Origin of the sequence: Paraburkholderia sp. SIMBA_030 (assembly GCF_046535245.1) — a bacterium.
GTDB lineage: Bacteria > Pseudomonadota > Gammaproteobacteria > Burkholderiales > Burkholderiaceae > Paraburkholderia.
Genome location: NZ_JAWRXB010000012.1, coordinates 101774 through 121210, shown reverse-complemented (window position 1 = coordinate 121210; position 19437 = coordinate 101774). Strand labels below are relative to the sequence as shown.

The window sequence follows — 19437 nt, the reverse complement described above, 5'->3', positions numbered from 1 at the left end:
GTTTGGCGAAATTCCGCACGAGTCGCCACGCGAACTCATGCTTCAGGCTCCTCACGATTATTCGGAGACGCCCTCGGCAAAGCCCGCAAAAACCTGCCAGACTGGCTCCTGAATCTCGCAATGGGTCGGCCCTCGCCGCCCTTGGATATGGCACGCCGCGCCCCCAATTACGCCAGCATGACGCCGACCTCGACTTCCGCCCCGACTTTCGGTGCGCCCGTAGGCGCAACTGAAGGCTCGTCCACAGCTAGCGCGCTGGACGGTTTTCATCCGGCGGTCGCCGGCTGGTTCCTCAGGACCTTTCCCGCTCCCACCGACGCCCAGGCCGCCGCCTGGCCGCAGATTCGCCTTGGCCGCTCCACCCTGGTCGCCGCGCCGACCGGTTCGGGCAAGACCCTTACCGCCTTCCTGTCCGCGCTCGACGACCTCGTGCACAAGGGCCTCGCCAACGGCGGCGTGCTGCCCGACGAAACCCTGGTGGTCTACGTCTCGCCGCTGAAGGCGCTGTCCAACGACATCCGCCTCAATCTGCAAATGCCTTTGCAAGGTATCGCCGAAGAACTCGCGCAGCGCGGCTTGCCGCCGCTCGACATCCGCACCGCAGTGCGCACCGGCGACACCACGCAGCAGGAACGCAACGCGTTGAAGAAGCGCGCGCCGCATATCCTCGTGACCACGCCGGAATCGCTCTACGTGCTGCTCGGCTCGGATTCCGGCCGGCGCATGCTGTGCACCGTGCGCACGGTGATCGTCGATGAAATTCATGCGCTCGCCGGCAGCAAGCGCGGCAGTCATCTGGCGCTCAGCCTCGAACGGCTCGACGCGCTATGTCAGCGGCGCCTGCCACGCATTGGCCTGTCGGCGACGCAAAAGCCGATTAGCGCGGTGGCGCGCTTTCTGGTGGGCGGCGCGAGCATCGATAGCGAGATTCCCGCGGCGTGCGCGATCGTCGACGTGGGCCATATCCGCGAGCGCGATCTCGCGCTGGAAATTCCGCCCGTGCCGCTCGAAGCGGTGATGCCCAACGAAGTGTGGGAGCGCGTCTACGACCGCCTCGCCGAACTGATCGCTCTGCACCGCACCACGCTGATTTTCGTCAACACGCGCCGCATGGCCGAGCGCGCAGCACGCCATCTGACCGAGCGGCTCGGCAAGGAGGCGGTCGCCGCGCATCACGGCAGTCTCGCCAAGGAGCATCGCTTCGATGCGGAGCAGCGCCTGAAGCGCGGCGAACTGCGCGTGCTGATCGCCACCGCCTCGCTGGAACTGGGCATCGATATCGGCGACGTCGATCTGGTCTGCCAGATGGGTTCGCCGCGCGCGATCGCGCCGTTCCTGCAACGCGTCGGACGCTCGGGCCACCATGTCGGCGGCATGCCGAAGGGCCGGCTCTTTCCGACCTCGCGCGACGATCTGATCGAATGCGCGGCGCTGCTCGATTGCGTGCGACGCGGCGAACTCGACGCCCTGCGGATTCCGCGCGCGCCGCTCGATGTGCTGGCGCAACAGATCGTCGCCGAAGTATCGAGCGCCGAATGGAACGAGGACGCGTTGTTCGAGCTGATGCGCCGTGCGGCCCCGTACGCCGGGCTCGAACGCGAGCAATACGACGCCGTGCTGCGCATGCTCGTCGAAGGCTATACGAGCCGCAACGGTCCACGCGGCGCTTATATCCATCGCGACGTGGTGAGCGGCACCCTGCGCGGCAGGCGCGGCGGCAAACTGGTCGCGGTGACCTCCGGCGGCACGATTCCCGAGAATGCCGACTACGCCGTGGTGCTAGAGCCGCAGGCGGTCAACATCGGCACCGTCAACGAGGATTTCGCGGTCGAGAGCCTGGCCGGCGACGTGTTCCAGCTCGGCAATGCGTCGTACCGGATTCTGCGGATCGAGAGCGGCCGCGTGCGGGTCGAGGACGCGCAGGGACAGCCGCCGAACATTCCGTTCTGGCTCGGCGAAGCGCCTGGGCGCAGCGATGAACTGTCGTTCGGCGTCGCGCGTTTGCGCGAGCAGATCGGCCGCTTGCTCGATGGCAAGGATCCGGAGGCTGATGCGGTGGTTTCGATCGGCGAGCCGCCTTCGCGACGACGCAAGTCCAAACGGGCAGCCTCCGCCGCGACGGCGGGGTCGCACACAACGACAGCGTTATCCGCAGCGGGAAGTTCAAGCGCCGCTCATGGCATGACAGCACTGGCTGTCGCCGAAGCGCCGCCGCTTCAAACTCAGTCGATGACGCCACGCCTCGAACGCGCGATCGACTGGCTCGTCGATACGATCGGTCTCGACGAAGCCGCCGCGCGGCAGATCGTCGACTATCTCGCACGGGCGCGCGCCGCATTGAGCGTACTGCCGACGCAAAACACGCTGGTGATGGAACGTTTCTTCGACGAATCCGGCGGCACGCAACTGGTGATCCATGCGCCGTTCGGCAGCCGCGTGAATCGCGCGTGGGGCCTCGCGCTGCGCAAGCGTTTTTGCCGCACCTTCAACTTCGAATTGCAAGCCGCCGCGACCGAAGACGCGATCGTGCTGTCGCTGACCGGCAGCCATTCGTTCGTACTCGATGAGGTGTGGCGTTATCTGCATTCGAACAGCGCCGAGCATCTGCTGATTCAGGCGCTGCTCGATGCGCCGCTGTTCGGCGTGCGCTGGCGCTGGAATGCGACCGTCGCGCTCGGGCTGCCGCGTTACACCGGCGGACGCAAGACCGCGCCGCAATTGCAGCGCATGCGCAGCGAAGATTTGCTGGCGAGCGTGTTTCCCGAGCAGGCCGCGTGTCTGGAAAACGTCGTCGGCGAGCGCGAACTGCCGCGCCATCCTTTAGTGGACCAAACCGTCGACGATTGTCTGCACGACGCGATGGACAGCGAGCGCTGGCTGGCACTGCTGCGCCTTATCGAACAGGGCGAGGTGCGGCTGATTGCGCGCGATTTGCCGGCGCCGTCGCCGCTCGCCGCCGAAATCCTCAATGCGAAACCGTACGCCTATCTCGACGACGCGCCGATCGAAGAACGCCGCACTCAGGCCGTGCTGAACCGCCGCTGGACCGACCCGTCTTGCGTCGACGACCTCGGCGCGCTCGATGCGGACGCCATCGACAGCGTGCGTGACGAAGCCTGGCCGCAGGCGCGCAACGCCGACGAGATGCACGAAGCGCTGACCGGCCTTGCATGCGTCACCGACGCCGAAGCACGCGACAACGAGGGCTGGCAAGCATGGCTGACATCGCTCGCCGAATCCGGCCGCGCGACGCGCATGCAGATCGCCGCCGCCGACGCACTGTGGCTGCCCGCCGAACGCCTGACCTGTTGGCAGGCGCTCTACCCCGGCGCGCCGTGCGAACCTCCGCTGCAAGCACCGAAAGGCTATACGGAAGACTGGACCGCCGACGACGCGCTGCTCGAGGTTCTGCGCGCGCGGCTGACGGGCTTCGGCCCGCTGCCGGTGCGCGCGATTGCGCAGGCATTGACGTGGCCCGCTGCTTCGATCGAACAGACGCTCACACGCCTCGAAGCCGAAGGTTACGTGATGCGCGGCCGCTTCACGCCGGGCACGGCAGAAGAAGAATGGTGCGAGCGTCATTTGCTGGCGCGGATTCACCGCTACACCGTCAAGCGTTTGCGGCGCGAGATCGAACCAGTGGAGCGGCATGACTTCATGCGTTTTCTGTTCGAATGGCAGCATTTGACGCCGGATACGCGCCGTGAAGGACGCGACGCGCTGGCGGCGGCGCTCGATCAGCTGGAAGGTTTCCAGGCCGCTGCGGGCGCATGGGAAGAAGACATTCTGCCGGCGCGCGTGAAAGCGTATTCGAATACTTCGCTCGACGAATTGTGCCGTGCCGGCAAGATTGTCTGGACGCGTCTGACCGAGCGCGCGCGCGGCGCCAGCGGGCCGGTACGCGGCACGCCGATCGTGCTGCTGCCGCGGCGTCAGGTGAGCGTATGGAGCGCGTTGCTCGATCAGTCGAAACAACCGGAGTTGTCCGCCCGTGCGCAGGCCGTGTACGACGCGCTGCTGCAACACGGCGCGATGTTCTTCGACGAATTGCTGACCGATGTGCACGTGCTGCGTATGGAACTGGAAAACGCACTGGGCGAGCTGGTTGCCGCGGGCCTGGTGAATTCCGATAGTTTTGCCGGATTGCGTGCGCTGTTGAAGCCGGCCGCCAAACGTAGCGCGTTTACCGGTAGCCGCCGCGGCAGGCCGAGCGCGCTGATCGGCGGGATGGACGACGCCGGGCGCTGGGCATTGGTCAGCCGTCGCGCTGTTGTTGCCGCCGCTGGGGCGGAGAATGTGCCGGCCCGGCGGCAGCAGTTTGCACCGGAGGTGCTCGAGCATGTCGCGATGACTTTCTTGCGGCGCTACGGGGTGGTGTTCTGGCGTTTGCTCGAACGTGAGGCGGAGTGGCTGCCGCCATGGCGGGATTTATTGCGGGTGTTTCAGCGGCTCGAAGCGCGCGGGCTCGTGCGTGGTGGCCGCTTTGTCAATGGCCTTGCCGGAGAGCAGTTTGCTTTGCCGGAGGCGATTCCTTTATTGCGGGAAGTTCGGCGACATGCGAACGATGGTGCTTTTGTTTGTGTCGCCGGGACGGATCCTTTGAACCTTGTGGGTACGTTGCTGGTCGGTGACCGCGTCCCCGCTGTCGCGGGGAATCGGGTTTTGTATCGCGATGGGCTCGTTGTTGCGACGCTCGTCGCGGGAGTTTTCTGGTTTCAACCTTCAATTGAGGTGGTGCCCTCCGAGCGCGAGTTGGCTCGAAGGGTGTTGGCTCGGAGGTTCTGAGGTTTTTTTGTCTTTTGCGTGGGCATTGGGAATGTGCCAACGCCACAGGCACACGGCTAAAAAGCGCCGGGCAGGCAAACAGCCCAACCCGCCGGGACGGCAAAAACCAGAGCCCGAACCACGCCAGCCGCACCGGCGACAAAAAATTAAAGTCCGCGGCTTACCACACCGTTAATGTTTATAAGCCCGAACGCCAGCCGCTTCGCTACAATGGGGCAAGTCTTACATCTGATGAAGACTGTTTGGCCGTCAGCCCGCAACCACCGTAGGCCCGCAGGCACACTCCGCCGGGGATCTCATGAACAACGACCAAGACGACCAGGTGCTTTATGCGCAGTTCGGCACGAGCAGTCCATGCTGGCGTTTGTCGAACGACAGCAATGCGCTGGAACTCACTCCGGTCACCGGCGACGTGCCCGCCAATGTCGCCATTCCGCTGAATCCCCAGCAGGCTTCCCAAATTCGTTGCCTCACCGGCGTCACCTCGAGTCTCATCCTCGACGTCCGGCTGTTCGGCGAACCGCTGCGTCTGCACCTCGTCGGCAAAAAACTCTCCAGCAATGCCTGGGCCGGCACCGCCTCGGCCTACGACGATACGGAATCCGTCGCCCGCGATCTGGTCCACGGTCTGTCGTTCGCCGAACAGGTCGTCTCGGAAGTCAACTCGGTGGTCGTCATCGTCGACAGGCATGGCCGGATACAGCGCTTCAACCGCCTCGCCGAAGAACTCACCGGCGTGAAAGAAGAAGACATCATCGGCCGCAATGTGTGGGCGCTGTTCATGTCCACCGAGGCAGGCGCCGCGTCGAGCCAGAACATCACCGGCTTCTTCAATCGCGGCGTGTCATACGAAGTCGAGCGGCGCGTCAAAACCCTGCAAGGCGAACGGCTGTTCCTGTTTCGCAACAAGTTCGTGCACAGCGGCAGCGGCGTCGAAGAGCAATTCCTGATCTGCTCCGGCACCGACATCACCGAAGAACGGCGCGCGCAGGAACGGCTCACCGAACTGGCGAATACCGATTCGCTCACCGGCCTCGCCAATCGCAACGCGATCCAGGACAGGATTCGCGCCGCCATCGAAGAAGCCGGCGAAGGCGAATCGGTCGGCGTGCTGTTCCTCGATCTCGACAACTTCAAAAAGGTCAACGATCACTACGGTCACGTATTCGGCGACCGGCTGATCCGCGACGTGTCGGCGGCCATCCGCACCTGCCTGAACGAAGACGACACGCTCGCGCGTCTGGGCGGCGACGAATTCATCGTGCTCGCCGCCAAAGGCACCGCCCACGAACTCGAAGCCACCGCGCAGCGCATTCTCGAACGTCTGCGCACCCCGTTCAGCCTCGGGCTGGTCGAGGTCTACACCGGCTGCTCGATTGGCATCGCACTTTATCCGCAGCACGGCGACAACCTCGAATCGGTGATCCGTTCGGCGGATACGGCGATGTACGTCGCCAAAGACGAAGGCAAGCGCACCTACCGCGTGTTCTCGCCGGAAATGAACCGCAAGGTCGCCGAGTACATGTGGCTCGACACCAACTTGCGCCGCGGCCTCGACGAGGGTCAACTGACGCTGCACTATCAGCCCAAGCTGGTGCTCGCCACCGGCGCCGTGCAAGGCGTCGAGGCGCTGGTGCGCTGGAATTCGCCGGAACGCGGGCAAATCATGCCGAACGAGTTCATCCGCTATGCGGAAGAATCCGGACTGATCGGCGTGCTCGGCCGCTGGGTCATGGAAACGGCGGCGAGGCAAGCCGCCAAATGGAAGGCGGACGGTTACAACCTGCGCGTCGCGATCAACGTGTCGGCGCGGCAACTGGTCGATACCGCCGTGGTCCGGCATTTCAGCGAAGCGCTGCAACGCGCCAGGCTCGACCCGTGTCTGATCGACCTCGAACTCACCGAAAGTTGCCTGATCGAGGACGAAGCGGCCGCGATCGATCTGATCACGCAATTCCGCCAACTCGGCGCACAGGTCCACCTCGACGACTTCGGCACTGGTTATTCGTCGCTGTCGCAGTTGGGCCGCATTCCGCTCGACGTCGTCAAGCTCGATCGCAGCTTCGTGCGCTCGATCAACTCGGATACCAAAGCGCAAGCGCTGGTGCGCTCGATGGTGGCGGTCGCTCAGGAACTGAACTTCAAGGTGGTCGCCGAAGGCATCGAAACCGAATCGGAAGAGATGTTCATGAAGGGGCTGGGCGTCGACTACGTGCAAGGCTTCCTGTACGGTCAGGCCATGCCGGCCGCGGAATTCGAACGCTGGCTGCAGGATAGGCAGAAGCTCAGACTGATTGCCTGAGCTTTTCCGCGCGCCCCGAAGGAAGTCCCCTTGGGGGACGCCCCGCAGGAAGTCTCCTTGGGGGACGCCCCGCAGGAAGTCTCCTTGGGGGGCGTCCCGCAGGAAGTCCCGTGGGGGGCGCCCCGCAGGAAGTCCCGTGGGGGGCGCCCCGAAGGAAGTCCCCTTGGGGGACGCCCCGAAGGAAGTCCCCGTCGCGGCGCATTGACGTGGGGCCAGGGTCGATTCAGGCGACGCTGGCCGTGGCGGCCGCCGTCTGGCGCAGGTTGGCGTTGCGGCGATTTTGCAGCATCACGAGCCGCTCCATGAAAGCGAGGTCCTTCTCCTCGATCGTGAAGGCGGCATCCACCCAGTCTTCGGTAATTTCCATCAGCTCGGCACGGGACAGTTGCAGCACGCGTTGGCGCGCCCGCAGCATCGCGCGAATCCCGTTCATCTTCGGCTTGAGCGTGTCGATGAAGGTGCGTGTCGCCATATGGGCTTCGCCCGGCTCGAACAGGTGATCGACGAGGCCCTTGCCGAAGTACCATTCGGCCGTATGCGATTCGCCCAAGCCGATCAGTTCTTCGGCGAGGCGCATGCCCGCTTTGCGCGCGACCAGCGAATAGCCGCCCATGCCCGGGAACAGATTGAACGCGATCTCCGGGAAGCCCATGCGCGAGTCGTTTTGCGCGAGCAGGAAATGGTGCGCCAGCGCGGCTTCGAACCCTCCTCCAAGTGCCGTGCCCTCCACCATTGCGATCGAAATCGCACCCGTATCGAAGCCGCGCGCCGCGGCATGCACGCAATCGACGCAGGCGCGCGCATAAGCCATCAGCTCCTGGCGCTTGCCCGAGCGAATCGTGTCGGCGAAGAAATCGAGGTCGCCCCCCACATTGAACATGCCTGGAATCAACGAACCGGTAACCCAGAAGTCGATCGGCAAGCCGGACTCTCGCGCTGCCTGCGCGAGACCCAGAATGTCGTGCACCAGTTCGAGGTTAAAACAGGGACGCGGCTGCGCGCGCAACATCATCCACATGACGTTGCGTCCTTCTTCGTAGTAAGCGGAGACTTGCGACAAATTGCCGGCTTCGAGGAATGGGCGGCAGGCGTGGTGGTTATGGAGGAGATTCATTTGATCGGTCCTTTTAAGGATAAACATTGGTATTGCAATGCGAGCCTAAAGCAGACCAGAATCGGATGGGAGCGGGGTAACGAACAGATGAATGTAAAACATGTTCAAAGGCCCGCCGGGCAAGCCTCTGGGAGGGGGCACTGCGGGTTTAAAACACTACGCGAGCGCAAACGGTTGCGCACCGAAGATGGGCGAAATTGCCAGCAGGAAGCCAGCAGGTCCGGGGGTAATTAGTGAGCGAGCAAGTGGGGGATTTCTTGACGGAACGCCGAAGCAAACGAAGTAATTTTCGATTAGGTAATGCAATCGAAAATTTAGCTTGCGGGTATTTGTGTTTGCTATTGCTGGACTGACAGCCGGCGGCAGTCATTTGCGCAGTATTCAAATAGCATAGAAAGCGCGGGTGACTCACTCACCCGCCTAATCGAATGCGGCGTCGTAATCGCTGATGCAGCAGATGCGCCGACCAGCGGTCGGCCTGCGCCACGCTCAAGGCGCGGCGGCGATCACCTCGGCAACGGCTGCCGTCAGCTTCCTGCCATACGGCACGTGCAGAAACTCATTCGGCCCATGCGCGTTCGACTTCGGCCCGAGCACGCCGCACACCATGAACTGCGACTGCGGGAAGCCGGCCTTCAGCACGTTCATCAGCGGGATCGTGCCGCCCTGCCCGATGTACGCGACGTCCGCGCCGTAGTGCTGACGCGAGGCGTCGTTGAGCGCCGTCGCGAGCCACGGCGCCAGATCGGGCGCACTCCAGCCGGTAGCCGCGCCCGCGTCCGGCTTGAAGGTCACCTTGGCGTTGTACGGCGGATCGAATTCGAGCAGCGCCTTCAGTTCGGCGACGGCTTTCTCCGTCTCGACGAGCGGCGGCAGCCGCAACGACAGCTTGAACGCCGTGCGCGGGCGCAGCACGTTGCCGGCATCGGCGAGAGCGGGCAAGCCGGCCGCACCGGTCACGGACAGCGACGGACGCCACGTCGAATTGAGTAAGGCCTGTTGCGGATCGGTGGTGGTGGGCAGCACCTGGCGGCCGTCCTGGCCGCAGGCCCACGGAATTTTCTTCCAGACATCGTCGCCGAGAATCTGGGCGGTCGCCTCTGCTTCGCGCAGGCGCTCGGCCGGGATCGGACAATGGAAACCCTTCGGCAGCAGATTGCCGTTGGACGCGTCTTCGAGGCGGTCGAACAGTTGCCGCATGATGCGGAAGCTCGACGGCACGATGCCGCCGTAACCGCCCGAGTGGATGCCTTCATCGATCACCTGGACTTCGAGGTCGCCGGCCACCAGGCCACGCAGCGAAGTAGTGAGCCACAGTTGATCGTAGTTGCCCGCGCCGGAATCGAGGCATACCACCAGCCCCACTTTGCCGAGGCGTTCGCGCAAGGCGTCGACGTACGGCAGCAGATCGTAACTGCCCGACTCCTCGCACGTTTCGATCAGGCCGACGCAGCGCGGACGTTCGATGCCTTGCGCGTCCAGCGCGGCGATCGCAGTCAGGCTGGCATAAATCGCATAGCCGTCGTCGGCGCCGCCGCGGCCATACAGCTTGTCGTTTTCGAGCTTCGGCGTCCACGGCCCGAGGTCGTTCCGCCAGCCGTCGAACTCAGGCTGCTTGTCGAGGTGGCCGTACAGCACGATCGTTTCCTCACTGCCTGAACGGGTGGCGGCCGTTTCGAAGAAAATCACCGGCGTGCGGCCCGGCAGACGGACCACTTCCAGCTTCAGACCGCGCACCGGCTGCTGTTCGGCCCACTGCGCCGCATCGGTGATCACGCGCTCCAGATAGCCGTGCGCGACCCAGTCGGGATCGAACGCAGGACTCTTGGCAGGCACCGCGATGTAGTCCGTCAGTGCCGGCACGATCTCGTCGTTCCATTTGCGGTCTACGAATTCGCGTAGCGTGTCGTGGTTGATGCGCTGAGCGTGCTGGGTCGTATCGTCGGAGATCATGATGGCGGTCCGTTCGGGTTCTGTTCGGTCGAAACGCCCATAATAGTCCTGATGAAGAACCGGCTAAACCCCTCGCCGTGTCTTCACGCGCGAGGCGCTGGCGATGCTCCGCCTGGCAAGGGGCAAATCAGGTGCGCAAACACGGCAATCGCGCGACAATCGTCGCATACGTCGCGTATTGGGGAAGCGGGCTATGAGTGGCAACATCGTCGTTCAGGCCATCGCCGCGGTGCTTGCGTTGGCACTGTATTTCCTGCCGTCGATTCTGGCGGACCGCCGCAAGCGCCACGACCTGCTGACGCTGGCGCTGTTCAACGCGTGCATCGGCTGGACAGGGTTCGGCTGGCTGCTCGCGCTCTACTGGTCGCTACAACCGAACCCGCCGAAGAATGTCGAGGGCGAAATCGTGAAGACGCGCAAGGTCGTGCTGATGAGATCGTTTTCGTCGGCGCTTCTGATGCGCGTGAAGAAGCGCGCAACGGCGCGTGACCAGGCGGAAAATAAGCAGCCTTAAATAAGCGGCAACCGGGTAGCAACCCGGCTGCGATCAGGCTGCGATCGGCTAGCGGCGCGTTTGCTGCCGCGCGTCGTAGCGGCACCCTTCTTTCCGATGCAGCCAACCATGGGTGCCGGTATCGCCGCCAGCAGCACGCTCCGCCACTCCGCCGCCGCGCGCTTTCACAGCCTGGTCACGCACGCGATCTTCGGCCTCGGCCGCTACGCGGCTGCCTGCGTCACGAGCTTATTGGGCACAGTTCAATGGCGGAGCTTTGACTAGCGGCTTTAAGCTGCCCGGCCAATCCTGCCCCACAGCACGGAGCCCGCGGGAATCGAGCGAGGCTCGACCCGCACACTCTCGTACCCAAACATCTCGCGGCGCAGTTCGCCGTGCTCGTCAAACCATTCGCAAATCAGCCAGTTGCCCGGATTGAGCGCGACTGGACCTGCATAGGTCACGGTCATGCGCGGACCGCCTTCCTTCAATGTGACGACGTCGCCAGCACTGAAGCGGGCGGCTGGTTGTGTTTGGAGTTCGTCAATGGTAGCGGTCGGCATATTCAATCCCCTACGGACCTGTTGAGCGGCGTTAAGTCATTGAAACGCGCATTGCAACGTTCATCTGCTGAAGAGAACGTCTAAAAAGTTTGCCAAGATTAACAATCGAATTTATCCACCGCAAGCGCTTTTTATTGATACCGTTTTCAACCGCACAGAAATGCCTTTGCGACTTGGCCTATCAGCTGAAGAGTTCGGGAAAACCCTTCAAAAACAGCGGCAAACCCACGCCCATGCGGCACCGCACGATAGGAAAATTTACGGCAGAGACTGAAACAGAACGTAAAAGATGCACCCTGGTCTTGTCATGTCCAATCTACATCCGGTGATTTATTTCGGTTTTATTCTGAGTGTCATCAAAGCAAAGCGGAATTACCTGTGAACGGAAAACTCACCGGTAAATCCGCGATGCAGCGCAAGCACTTTGTTTAAAGTGCATAAAAGTTTTTAGGCGTCGTAGTTGAAATCGTTTTCTCCGCGCGCGTCAAAGCGGCGCTGCAACCCGGCGCAATGCCAATTGCTGATGCCGCACCAGCAGCATGCTCAAACCAATACACGCGAGCATGAGCAGCGCATTGATCGCGAGGCTGTACTGGAACCCATGCGCGTACGCATCCGGCGTCGAGCGGCCCCCGATCACGCCGAAGAACGCGCCGCTGATCGCCGCAGTGCCGAAGGCCGAGCCGATCTGCAGGGTCGACGACACCACGCCCGACGCGAGTCCGGCCTTCTCGGGCGCGACCTCCAGCAGCACGATGCGCATGATCGACGGCAGCAGCAGGCCTTGGCCGACGCCCGCGCAAACCAGCCCGCAATAGAACAGCAGGTCCGGCGTAGCGGCGTGAGTGGCGGACCAGCCCGTGACCGTGAACCCGACCGTCATCATCGAAAAGCCGAGCGTCAGCACATGCCCCCCGATGCGCTTGACCACCGCCGGCGAGGTCAGTGGGCCGACCACGAAGCCGACCGCGAACGGCATGATGGCCATGCCCGAAGCGAGCGGGCTCCAGTGCAAACCGGTTTGCAGGAAGATCCCGTAGGTTAGGAAAAACGCGCTGTTGCAATAGAACAGGAACGCGAGCACGAGACCCAGTGCGAACGCCGGGTTGCGGAACAATTGCAGATCCACCAGCGGATGACCGCCGCGCCGCTCGACACGCCGCTCGGTCGCCACGAATAGCGCGAACGCCGGCACGGCAAGCGCGAACATCACGAAGGTCCATGCCGGCCAGCCGGCTTCGCGGCCGTGCGTCATCGGATAGATGACGAGCAGCAGCACCACGGAGAGCAGCGCGACGCCCTTCATGTCGATGCCGGTGCGCGTGGCCGGCTGATTCTCCGGAACGAACTTCCACGTGCCGATGAACGCGAGAATGCCGATCGGAATATTTAGCAGAAAGATGATGCGCCAGTCGAGTCCGAACGGGTGATACGTGATCAGCGCGCCGCCGCCGAGTTGCCCGACGATCGACGACATGCCGAACATGAAGCCGTAAAAGCTCATCACTTTGGTCTGCTGATGCAGCGGCACGACCGCGCGAATCGTCGCCAGCACTTGCGGCGCCATCACCGCGGCCGCCACCCCTTGCACGATCCGCGAGATCACCAGCATATGGCCGCTGCTGGCGAAACCACACAATGCCGAGGCGACCACGAATGCCGCCATTCCGGTCATGAACATGCGGCGTCGGCCGTACAGGTCGCCCAGGCGCCCGCCCGTGATCAGCAGCACGGCGTACGCGGACGCGTAGGCGGATACCACGAGCTGCAACTGTGCGTCGCTGGCATTCAGCCCGGCGTGAATCGACGGCAACGCAAGGTTCACGATGAAATAGTCGAGCGGCGCGAGAAACGCGCCGACGAACAGCACGGCGAGCGCGAGCCCTTGGCGCTCGAAGCGCGGCGCGCTCTTTTCAGCAGCGCACACGCTGGCGGCGGCGGGTCCAGCGGGTCCTGCAAATGCCGCCGGAGCGGACCTGATGGTTTCGCTATTCATGACCGATCGTTCAAAAAATAGGTAAAAAAATTAGACGAGCGCGCGCATGGCGACGTCCACGATGCTCGTGAGTGCGTCTTCTCCATGAGCGACCCGCCCGAGCACGCGCAATCCTTGCATCACGCACAGCAGGAAGTCGCCGACGGCCTTTTCATCGAGTGTCGAATTGAATGCGCCGCTCGCCTGGCCCCGAATCACCGCCGCCGCCAGCAACGTCGCCATACGGCGCTGGATCGCCGCGACGCGCGTGCGCAGTTCGTCGTCGCCGGGTTGCATTTCCAGCGTGGTGTTGGTGATAAAACAACTGCGCTCGCCCGTCAGCGCGCCCGCGACCCGCGCGTAATGCATCAAAGCGTGGCGCAATGCCTGTTCCGGCGCGACCGGCGCATTCAGCCGTTCAGCCAGCCGCGCGACCGAGCCCTCCGCATAATGATCGAGCGCAGCCAGCATGATGCCGTGCTTGTCGCCGAACACGCCGTACAGGCTGCCGCGCAGCAGGCCGGTCGCCTTGCAGAGATCGTCGATCGAGGTGGCGTGATAGCCGTGACTCCAGAAAACCTGACTCGCGCTCGCCAGCACGGTGTCCGTGTCAAACTCGCGCGGCCGGCCCCGAGGGCAGATCTCGCCACCTTTTTTTGCGGATTTGTTGGAATTGCCAGATTGCTTCATGTGACGGATATTATGACTATCCGTTCAAGAAATCAAGGCGAGTTCTCGTAGCCGGAGGGTCAGGGCTGTCTCATCGCTCTTTCTGCCACTTCTGCGATGCGGTGGTGAAAAGCTGATTGATTTCATTGCCGCTGGCAGCGTCTTTCGTATAGGTGAAGGTGCCGTGATCGCGCATTTCATACGCCGCCCGCAGGAACGCACCGAGCGCCGCACGCGCGAGCGATCCGCCCACACTCACCCGCCGCACGCCCAGCGCCTGCAATTCGTCGAAGCTGAGCAGCACGCCCTGTAAGCCCATCAGCACGTTGACCGGCCGCTCAAGCTCGCTGACCACCGCGGCGATCTCTTCGCGCGTCTTCAAACCGGGCGCGTAGAGGACGTCGGCGCCGGCGTCCTGATAGGCCTGCAGTCGCCGGATCGTATCGTCGAGATCGGCCCGGCCGAGCAGGTAATTCTCGGCGCGTGCCGTCAGCGTGAACGGAAACGGCAGGGAGCGAGCCGCTTCGGCGGCCGCGCGCACCCGTTCCACCGCGGCCTCGAACGGGTAGATCGGTTCGTCCGCGCGGCCGGTCGCATCCTCGATCGAGCCGCCGACCACCCCTGCGGCCGCCGCTTGCCTGATCGTTTCAGCGGCATCTTCCGGCGCGTCGCCGAAACCGTTCTCCAGATCGGCACTCACCGGCAAATCGGTCGCGCCGGCGATCTCGGCGAGGTGCACCATCATCTGTGCGCGGCCGACCGCGTTATCCGGCAAGCCGCGCGAAAATGCGTAGCCGGCGCTACTGGTCGCGAGCGCCTTGAAGCCGGCCAGCGCCAGCAAGCGCGCGGTGCCGATGTCCCACGGATTCGGGATGATGAAAGCCTCATTGGCTGCGTGATAAGACTGGAATTGCCGTGCCTTTTCTGTTTGCGTTGTCATTGACGGTTCCATTGAAGACGACGACCGCGCCGCGCGCGAAGCGCGCAAGCGGGTCGTCGTGAGTGTCGATCGACAGGTCGATGCCGGCGGCGCGTGCTACCCGCTCGCCGGCCTCGACTATCTTCGCGGCAGAAGAACCACGCGCTCAGGTTTCGAGCTTCGCGTCCATCGTGATCGTTGCGTTCAATACCTTCGATACCGGGCAGCCCGCTTTGGCGTCCGCGGTGGCTTTGTCGAATGCGGCTTTGTCACCGCCGGGGATCTTCACCGCCACATCGAGATGCACCGCGGTGATCGAAAAGCCGCCGCCATCCTTGTCGAGCGTGACGGTTGCCGTGGTGCCGATACGTTCGGGCGTGATGCCGGCCTTGCCCAGTTCCGCCGATAACGCCATCGAAAAACAACCCGCGTGCGCAGCCGCAATCAGCTCCTCCGGATTCGTGCCGATGCCGTCCGCGAAACGTGTCGAAAACGAGTATTGCGTCTCCTTGAGGACGCCGCTGTCGGTGGAAATCGAACCTTTACCGTCTTGCAGGCCGCCTTGCCAGACTGCCGATGCCTTGCGCTTCATCGTTCTCTCCTGTTGTGCCCTGCCTGACGCCGCTCCACAACCGAACATGATGCCCGCCGCAACGGTCCCGTCCGGGTGCTTGCGGCTTCGGCATCGATCGCGAGTCCCCCAGGAAGACTTCCTTCGGGGCATGCCGCGCGGCGCTGCGGGCGCGGACGTGGACCGAACTTCATAATAGGCGCTTCCGCGTGCCAACGTCGTGACGATGCAGGCCCGTGAAGCCGCTCCCAGACCATTTCAAAATTCGCAACAATCTTTCCATGGAAAGGCGCTTTTTTACTTGCCCTCCGAAAAATAAACGCGCTCAAGGCCGGCATCCCAACCCGCTACTCGGCGAACGGCAAACTCTCCTGCCCCACCGCGCGCATGCCGAACACGTTCAGCGTCATCGCCACCAGGGCGTAGTAGCCGAGCAAGCCGACCAGGTTGATCACCACTTCGTGTCCGAAGCGCTCGACCGCCTCCGCATACGTCGCGTCCGGATCTCGTCGAGAATCAGCAGCACACCGTAGCGATCGCACACCGCGCGAATCTTGCGAAAGTACTCGCGCACCGGCGGCACCGCGCCGGCCGTCGCACCCACCACCGTACGGCCGTGATACGAACGAAGCAGCCTTGCTCCACGGAAGTAATCCGCTTGAATCAAACGAGGAAAATCAAGGCACATTCAAGAAACATACGCGCCCTTCGCATGCAGCGACTGCTCGGCGATATCGAGCTGCTCGACCGCGCCCGCTCCTTCGAGTGCAAGCAGATGCGCGACCAGCGATTCCGCGATCGCCGTGGCCGCCACCAGAGACGGAAAGAACGATGGGCTTTCGTGTGAAAAGATCAGCACCTTGTCGGCGTTCAGCGCGACCGGCGAGACCGCGCTATCGGTAATCGCTATCAGCTTGCTGCCCTTTTCCAACGCGGCTTCGGCGACGCGCGCCGCTTCCACCGAATACGGCGCGAAACTGATAACGACGGTGGCGCTATCGCGCTCGACCGTACGCAACTGCATCTCAAGCGTGCCGGCCTCGCCGTTGAGCAGCGACACCGACGAGCGGAAAAACCGATAGCCGTAGACGAGACCGAACGCGACCGCATAACAGGAGCGAAAACCCGCCACATGCACATGCGGCGCGCGGCGCAGCAGACGCGCCGCTTCGACGATCGCGCGACCGTTGTGCGCGGCAGTGACTTCGAGGTTGTGTTGTTGTGCGACCAACAGATCGTTCGCCAGCGCGTCTTTCGATTTGACCAGCGAGCGTGCGCGGCTGGTGAGCGGCTCGGGCCTGGTACGCACGCGTGCAACGAACAGGTTGCGCAATTCGTTCCAGCCGGGAAAACCGAGTTGCTGCGACAACCGCACCAGCGACGCCGGTTGCACCTGTGCCCGCTCGGCCACTTTGCGCATCGACGAGACCGCGACTTCGTCGGGATGATCGAGCAGGAAACCTGCGCCCATCTGGAACTGCGGACTCAGTTCGGAGAAGCGCGCCCGGATCAGGGCGGCAAGCTGGTCGAAACTGTCTGGCATGCGATGTACCGGGCGAACGGTCGATAAGGATGACAACAAATGTTACCACCCGGCACATCGCATCCAACAGCACTTCCAGCGTGCCTGGCGTGGCTGCTCGAGTGTCTGGTTCAGTGCCGGGTTCAGTGCGTGATTAAGCGTCCAGTTAAAGCAGCGCGACCACCCGCACGTCGCCCTGCTCGGCCGATGCGACGACCTTGTCGCCGATGCGCCGGAACGTGATCGACACAAACGCATCGCCCACCCGCAAATCGCCGACTTCGAGCCAGTCGATACCTTCGGGCAGCATCGGCTGTTCGATCAGCACTTCGCGTTTGACCGCATCGATCGTGATGCCGAGACAGGCTTCGAGCATCATGAACGGCGACCCCGCAGCCCATGCCTGCGGCAGGCAGGCGACCGGATAGGCGGTGGGCGGCTCGCCGCGCCGCCGCGGGAAACCGCAGAACAGCTCGGGCAGGCGCATGTCGAAATTGACCGCGGCCTGGAACAACGCCTGCAACAGCTTCACCGCCGACGCCTTGCCGCCGTAGCGCGACAGGCCGCGCGCGCAAAGCGCGTTGTCATGCGGCCAGACCGAGCCGTTGTGATACGCCATCGGGTTGAAGCGCGCCTGGCTCGCGGCCAGCGTGCGCACGCCCCAGCCGGTGTGAAACAGCGTCGAGTCGAGCGCGCGCACCACCGCTTCGCCGCGCTCGCGCGCGGGCAGGCCGAAGGCCAGCAGATGCCCCGCATTCGACGCCATCACGCGGCACAGTTCGCCGTGTCCGTCGAGCGCGATGCCGTAGAAACCGGACTCTTCCATCCAGTATTTTTCTTCGACGCACTGGCGGATTTTTTTCGCCCGCTCCCGATAGTGCGCCGCCGGCTCGGGCAGGCCACGCAGTTTGGCGAAGTGGGCCATGGTGTCGAACGCCGCGCTGGCGTACGCCTGCACTTCGACCAAGGCGATCGGGCCATCGGGAAAATGGCCGTCGGCGTGGAATACCGAATCGTGGCTGTCTTTCCAGCCTTGATTCGCGAGTCCTCCATCCGACTCGCGCTGATAGTCGAGCAAACCGTAACGGTTCTTGTCGCAGACGCCCGCGACCCACTGCGCCGCGCGCTCGAGCGCCGGCCACAATTCGTCGATCAGCGCGAGATCGCCCGTGCGTGCCGCATAGGCACCGGCCAGCACGATGAACAGCGGCGTGGTGTCGACGCCGCCGTAGTACAGCGCAAACGGCACTTCACCGGTCGCGGCCATTTCGCTCTTGCGCATCTCGTGCATGATCTTGCCGGGCGCGGCATCGCGAAACGGCAAATTCTCGCGCGCCTGATGCTCGGCGAGAAAACGCAGCACGCCGGCCGCCAATTGCGGTTGCAGCCAGAGCGATTGCAACGACGTGATGACCGCGTCGCGGCCGAACGGCGTCGAAAACCAGGGGATGCCGGCATACGGATACGGGCCGGTGGCGAGATCGGTTGTCAGCAGACCGAGGTCGGCGAGCGAGCGGTCGATCCACGCGTTGAACAGCGGATTGCTCGAACGAACGCGCGCGGTGGCACGGCGCCGTTCGCGCATCACGAGGTGGGCATCGACCAGCGCGGCGCGCACCGCAGCGCGGCCGACGCGCGGGCGTTCCGCGTCGATTTGCGACAGATGGGCTTCGCTCAACGCGTGCGTCGGCTTGGAGACGCCCGCGCCGGGACTGTCCGCTTGTGCGACGACCTGTACGGCGACTGACAGATAGATCGACACACACGCTTGCGCCGACAGCTTCACGGTGTAGTCGGCGCGGTCGGCGAACAGCTTGTCCGGCTCCGGCGAGAAGGCGATCCGCACGTTGCGGGCCACATCGTCGAGACCGACGTAGCCGAGCAGCACCTCGCGGTTCTCGATGCGCGCCGGTTCCACACGGCCCTGTTTATCGCGCTTGAGACCGCGCACTTCGAACATGTCGCGGAAGTCGCTGGCGAAGGAGATCGACAGCGGTACCACGGCGTCGCTCGTGCCGTAGTTGGTGAGTTCGATGGCTTCGTTGAGCACGGTGCCGGACAGCACGCGCACGCGCTCGACGTGGATCACGCCTTCGGGGGTGCTGTCGCCGCCAAGCGGCGGCAACGGGCGGTTGGTCAGATGCGCGGTGAATGAGGTGTTGTCGCTGCTGACGCTGCCCGACAATAGGGACGGTGCGCGGCCGCCGAAGGTGAGGCGCAGTTGCGAGAGGACGCGGGTGTCGTTGACGAACAGGCCGTCGTCATGGCCGGTGATATCGCCGAGGGGGTCGTTGACGATGAAAGTGTCGCCCGACTTCAGCACATGCTGGGTAGCGCTGGCGACGTTTAAATTTTCCGTCGGGATGAATACGCCGTCCGGCTCGAGATCGTGGTGGTCGATTCCGCCCGAGTGGGATAGGCCGCCGAGGGCTTCTGGCTGCTGCATCAGGGTCGCTCCTATGGTGTTCGCGTTTGCCTTCCGGTTTCGGGTTTCCGCCGGCGGTTTGGGGTTCCGCCATCGGTTCCGATTGTAGAAGGTCCATGCGCGTCAGACGACCTTAACACATGCGA

Annotated in this window: 14 protein-coding genes and 1 pseudogene; 4 read left to right on the top strand and 11 right to left on the bottom strand. The window is 63.6% G+C overall.

Annotated elements, in window-relative coordinates; genetic code table 11:
* The first annotated feature begins 147 nt into the window (after positions 1–147).
* Positions 148–4785, top strand: a complete 4638-nt coding sequence (locus tag SB772_RS21560) for a DEAD/DEAH box helicase (protein ID WP_410835228.1) — start codon at positions 148–150, stop codon at positions 4783–4785.
* Positions 4786–5083: 298 nt separating this feature from the next.
* Complete coding sequence (pdeR, locus tag SB772_RS21555) at positions 5084–7087, top strand: cyclic di-GMP phosphodiesterase (RefSeq protein WP_410835227.1); 2004 nt, start codon at positions 5084–5086, stop codon at positions 7085–7087.
* 223 nt (positions 7088–7310) lie between these two features.
* Here pdeR and SB772_RS21550 read toward each other — a convergent pair whose 3' ends face one another.
* Entirely contained in the window at positions 7311–8201 is an 891-nt protein-coding gene (locus SB772_RS21550) for a crotonase/enoyl-CoA hydratase family protein (RefSeq protein ID WP_410835226.1), read from the bottom strand.
* Positions 8202–8690: 489 nt separating this feature from the next.
* Positions 8691–10154 carry a M20 family metallopeptidase gene (locus tag SB772_RS21545; protein WP_410835225.1) on the bottom strand — a complete coding sequence of 488 codons (1464 nt, stop codon included), beginning with the start codon at positions 10152–10154 and terminating at the stop codon, positions 8691–8693.
* 193 nt (positions 10155–10347) lie between these two features.
* Between SB772_RS21545 and SB772_RS21540 the strand changes: the two genes are divergently transcribed.
* Together SB772_RS21540 and SB772_RS21535 are read left to right on the top strand one after the other, a co-directional pair.
* The gene (locus SB772_RS21540; RefSeq protein ID WP_410835224.1) at positions 10348–10668 is read left to right on the top strand and encodes a superinfection immunity protein; all 321 of its coding nucleotides are present in this window, start codon (positions 10348–10350) and stop codon (positions 10666–10668) included.
* 60 nt (positions 10669–10728) lie between these two features.
* Complete coding sequence (locus SB772_RS21535; RefSeq protein WP_410835223.1) at positions 10729–10932, top strand: DUF2938 family protein; 204 nt, start codon at positions 10729–10731, stop codon at positions 10930–10932.
* 5 nt (positions 10933–10937) lie between these two features.
* On the opposite strand, the gene SB772_RS21530 is transcribed toward SB772_RS21535, so the two are convergent.
* The 9 genes and pseudogenes from SB772_RS21530 to SB772_RS21490 form a co-directional block, all read right to left on the bottom strand.
* Positions 10938–11210 carry a YodC family protein gene (locus SB772_RS21530; protein ID WP_410835222.1) on the bottom strand — a complete coding sequence of 91 codons (273 nt, stop codon included), beginning with the start codon at positions 11208–11210 and terminating at the stop codon, positions 10938–10940.
* A 484-nt stretch (positions 11211–11694) separates the two neighbouring features.
* Complete coding sequence (locus tag SB772_RS21525) at positions 11695–13206, bottom strand: MFS transporter (RefSeq protein ID WP_410835221.1); 1512 nt, start codon at positions 13204–13206, stop codon at positions 11695–11697.
* Between the two features lie 30 nt (positions 13207–13236).
* A complete protein-coding gene (locus SB772_RS21520) occupies positions 13237–13875 on the bottom strand; it encodes a TetR/AcrR family transcriptional regulator (RefSeq protein WP_410835220.1) in 639 nt (212 codons plus the stop codon).
* A 70-nt stretch (positions 13876–13945) separates the two neighbouring features.
* Positions 13946–14794 (bottom strand): oxaloacetate decarboxylase, encoded by an 849-nt coding sequence (locus tag SB772_RS21515; protein WP_410835219.1) that lies wholly within the window; start codon positions 14792–14794, stop codon positions 13946–13948.
* 145 nt (positions 14795–14939) lie between these two features.
* The gene (locus tag SB772_RS21510) at positions 14940–15365 is read right to left on the bottom strand and encodes an OsmC family protein (protein ID WP_042325152.1); all 426 of its coding nucleotides are present in this window, start codon (positions 15363–15365) and stop codon (positions 14940–14942) included.
* Between the two features lie 326 nt (positions 15366–15691).
* A pseudogene (locus SB772_RS21505) lies at positions 15692–15853 on the bottom strand (carboxymuconolactone decarboxylase family protein); the annotation flags it as partial.
* The gene (locus SB772_RS21500) at positions 15796–16011 is read right to left on the bottom strand and encodes a hypothetical protein (protein WP_410835357.1); all 216 of its coding nucleotides are present in this window, start codon (positions 16009–16011) and stop codon (positions 15796–15798) included. The pseudogene SB772_RS21505 and the gene SB772_RS21500, both read right to left, overlap by 58 nt.
* A gap of 21 nt (positions 16012–16032) precedes the next feature.
* Positions 16033–16887 (bottom strand): MurR/RpiR family transcriptional regulator, encoded by an 855-nt coding sequence (locus SB772_RS21495; protein ID WP_410835218.1) that lies wholly within the window; start codon positions 16885–16887, stop codon positions 16033–16035.
* A gap of 145 nt (positions 16888–17032) precedes the next feature.
* On the bottom strand, positions 17033–19312 hold the full coding sequence (locus SB772_RS21490) for a glycogen debranching N-terminal domain-containing protein (protein WP_410835217.1): 2280 nt from the start codon (positions 19310–19312) through the stop codon (positions 17033–17035).
* Between the last annotated feature and the right edge of the window lie 125 nt (positions 19313–19437).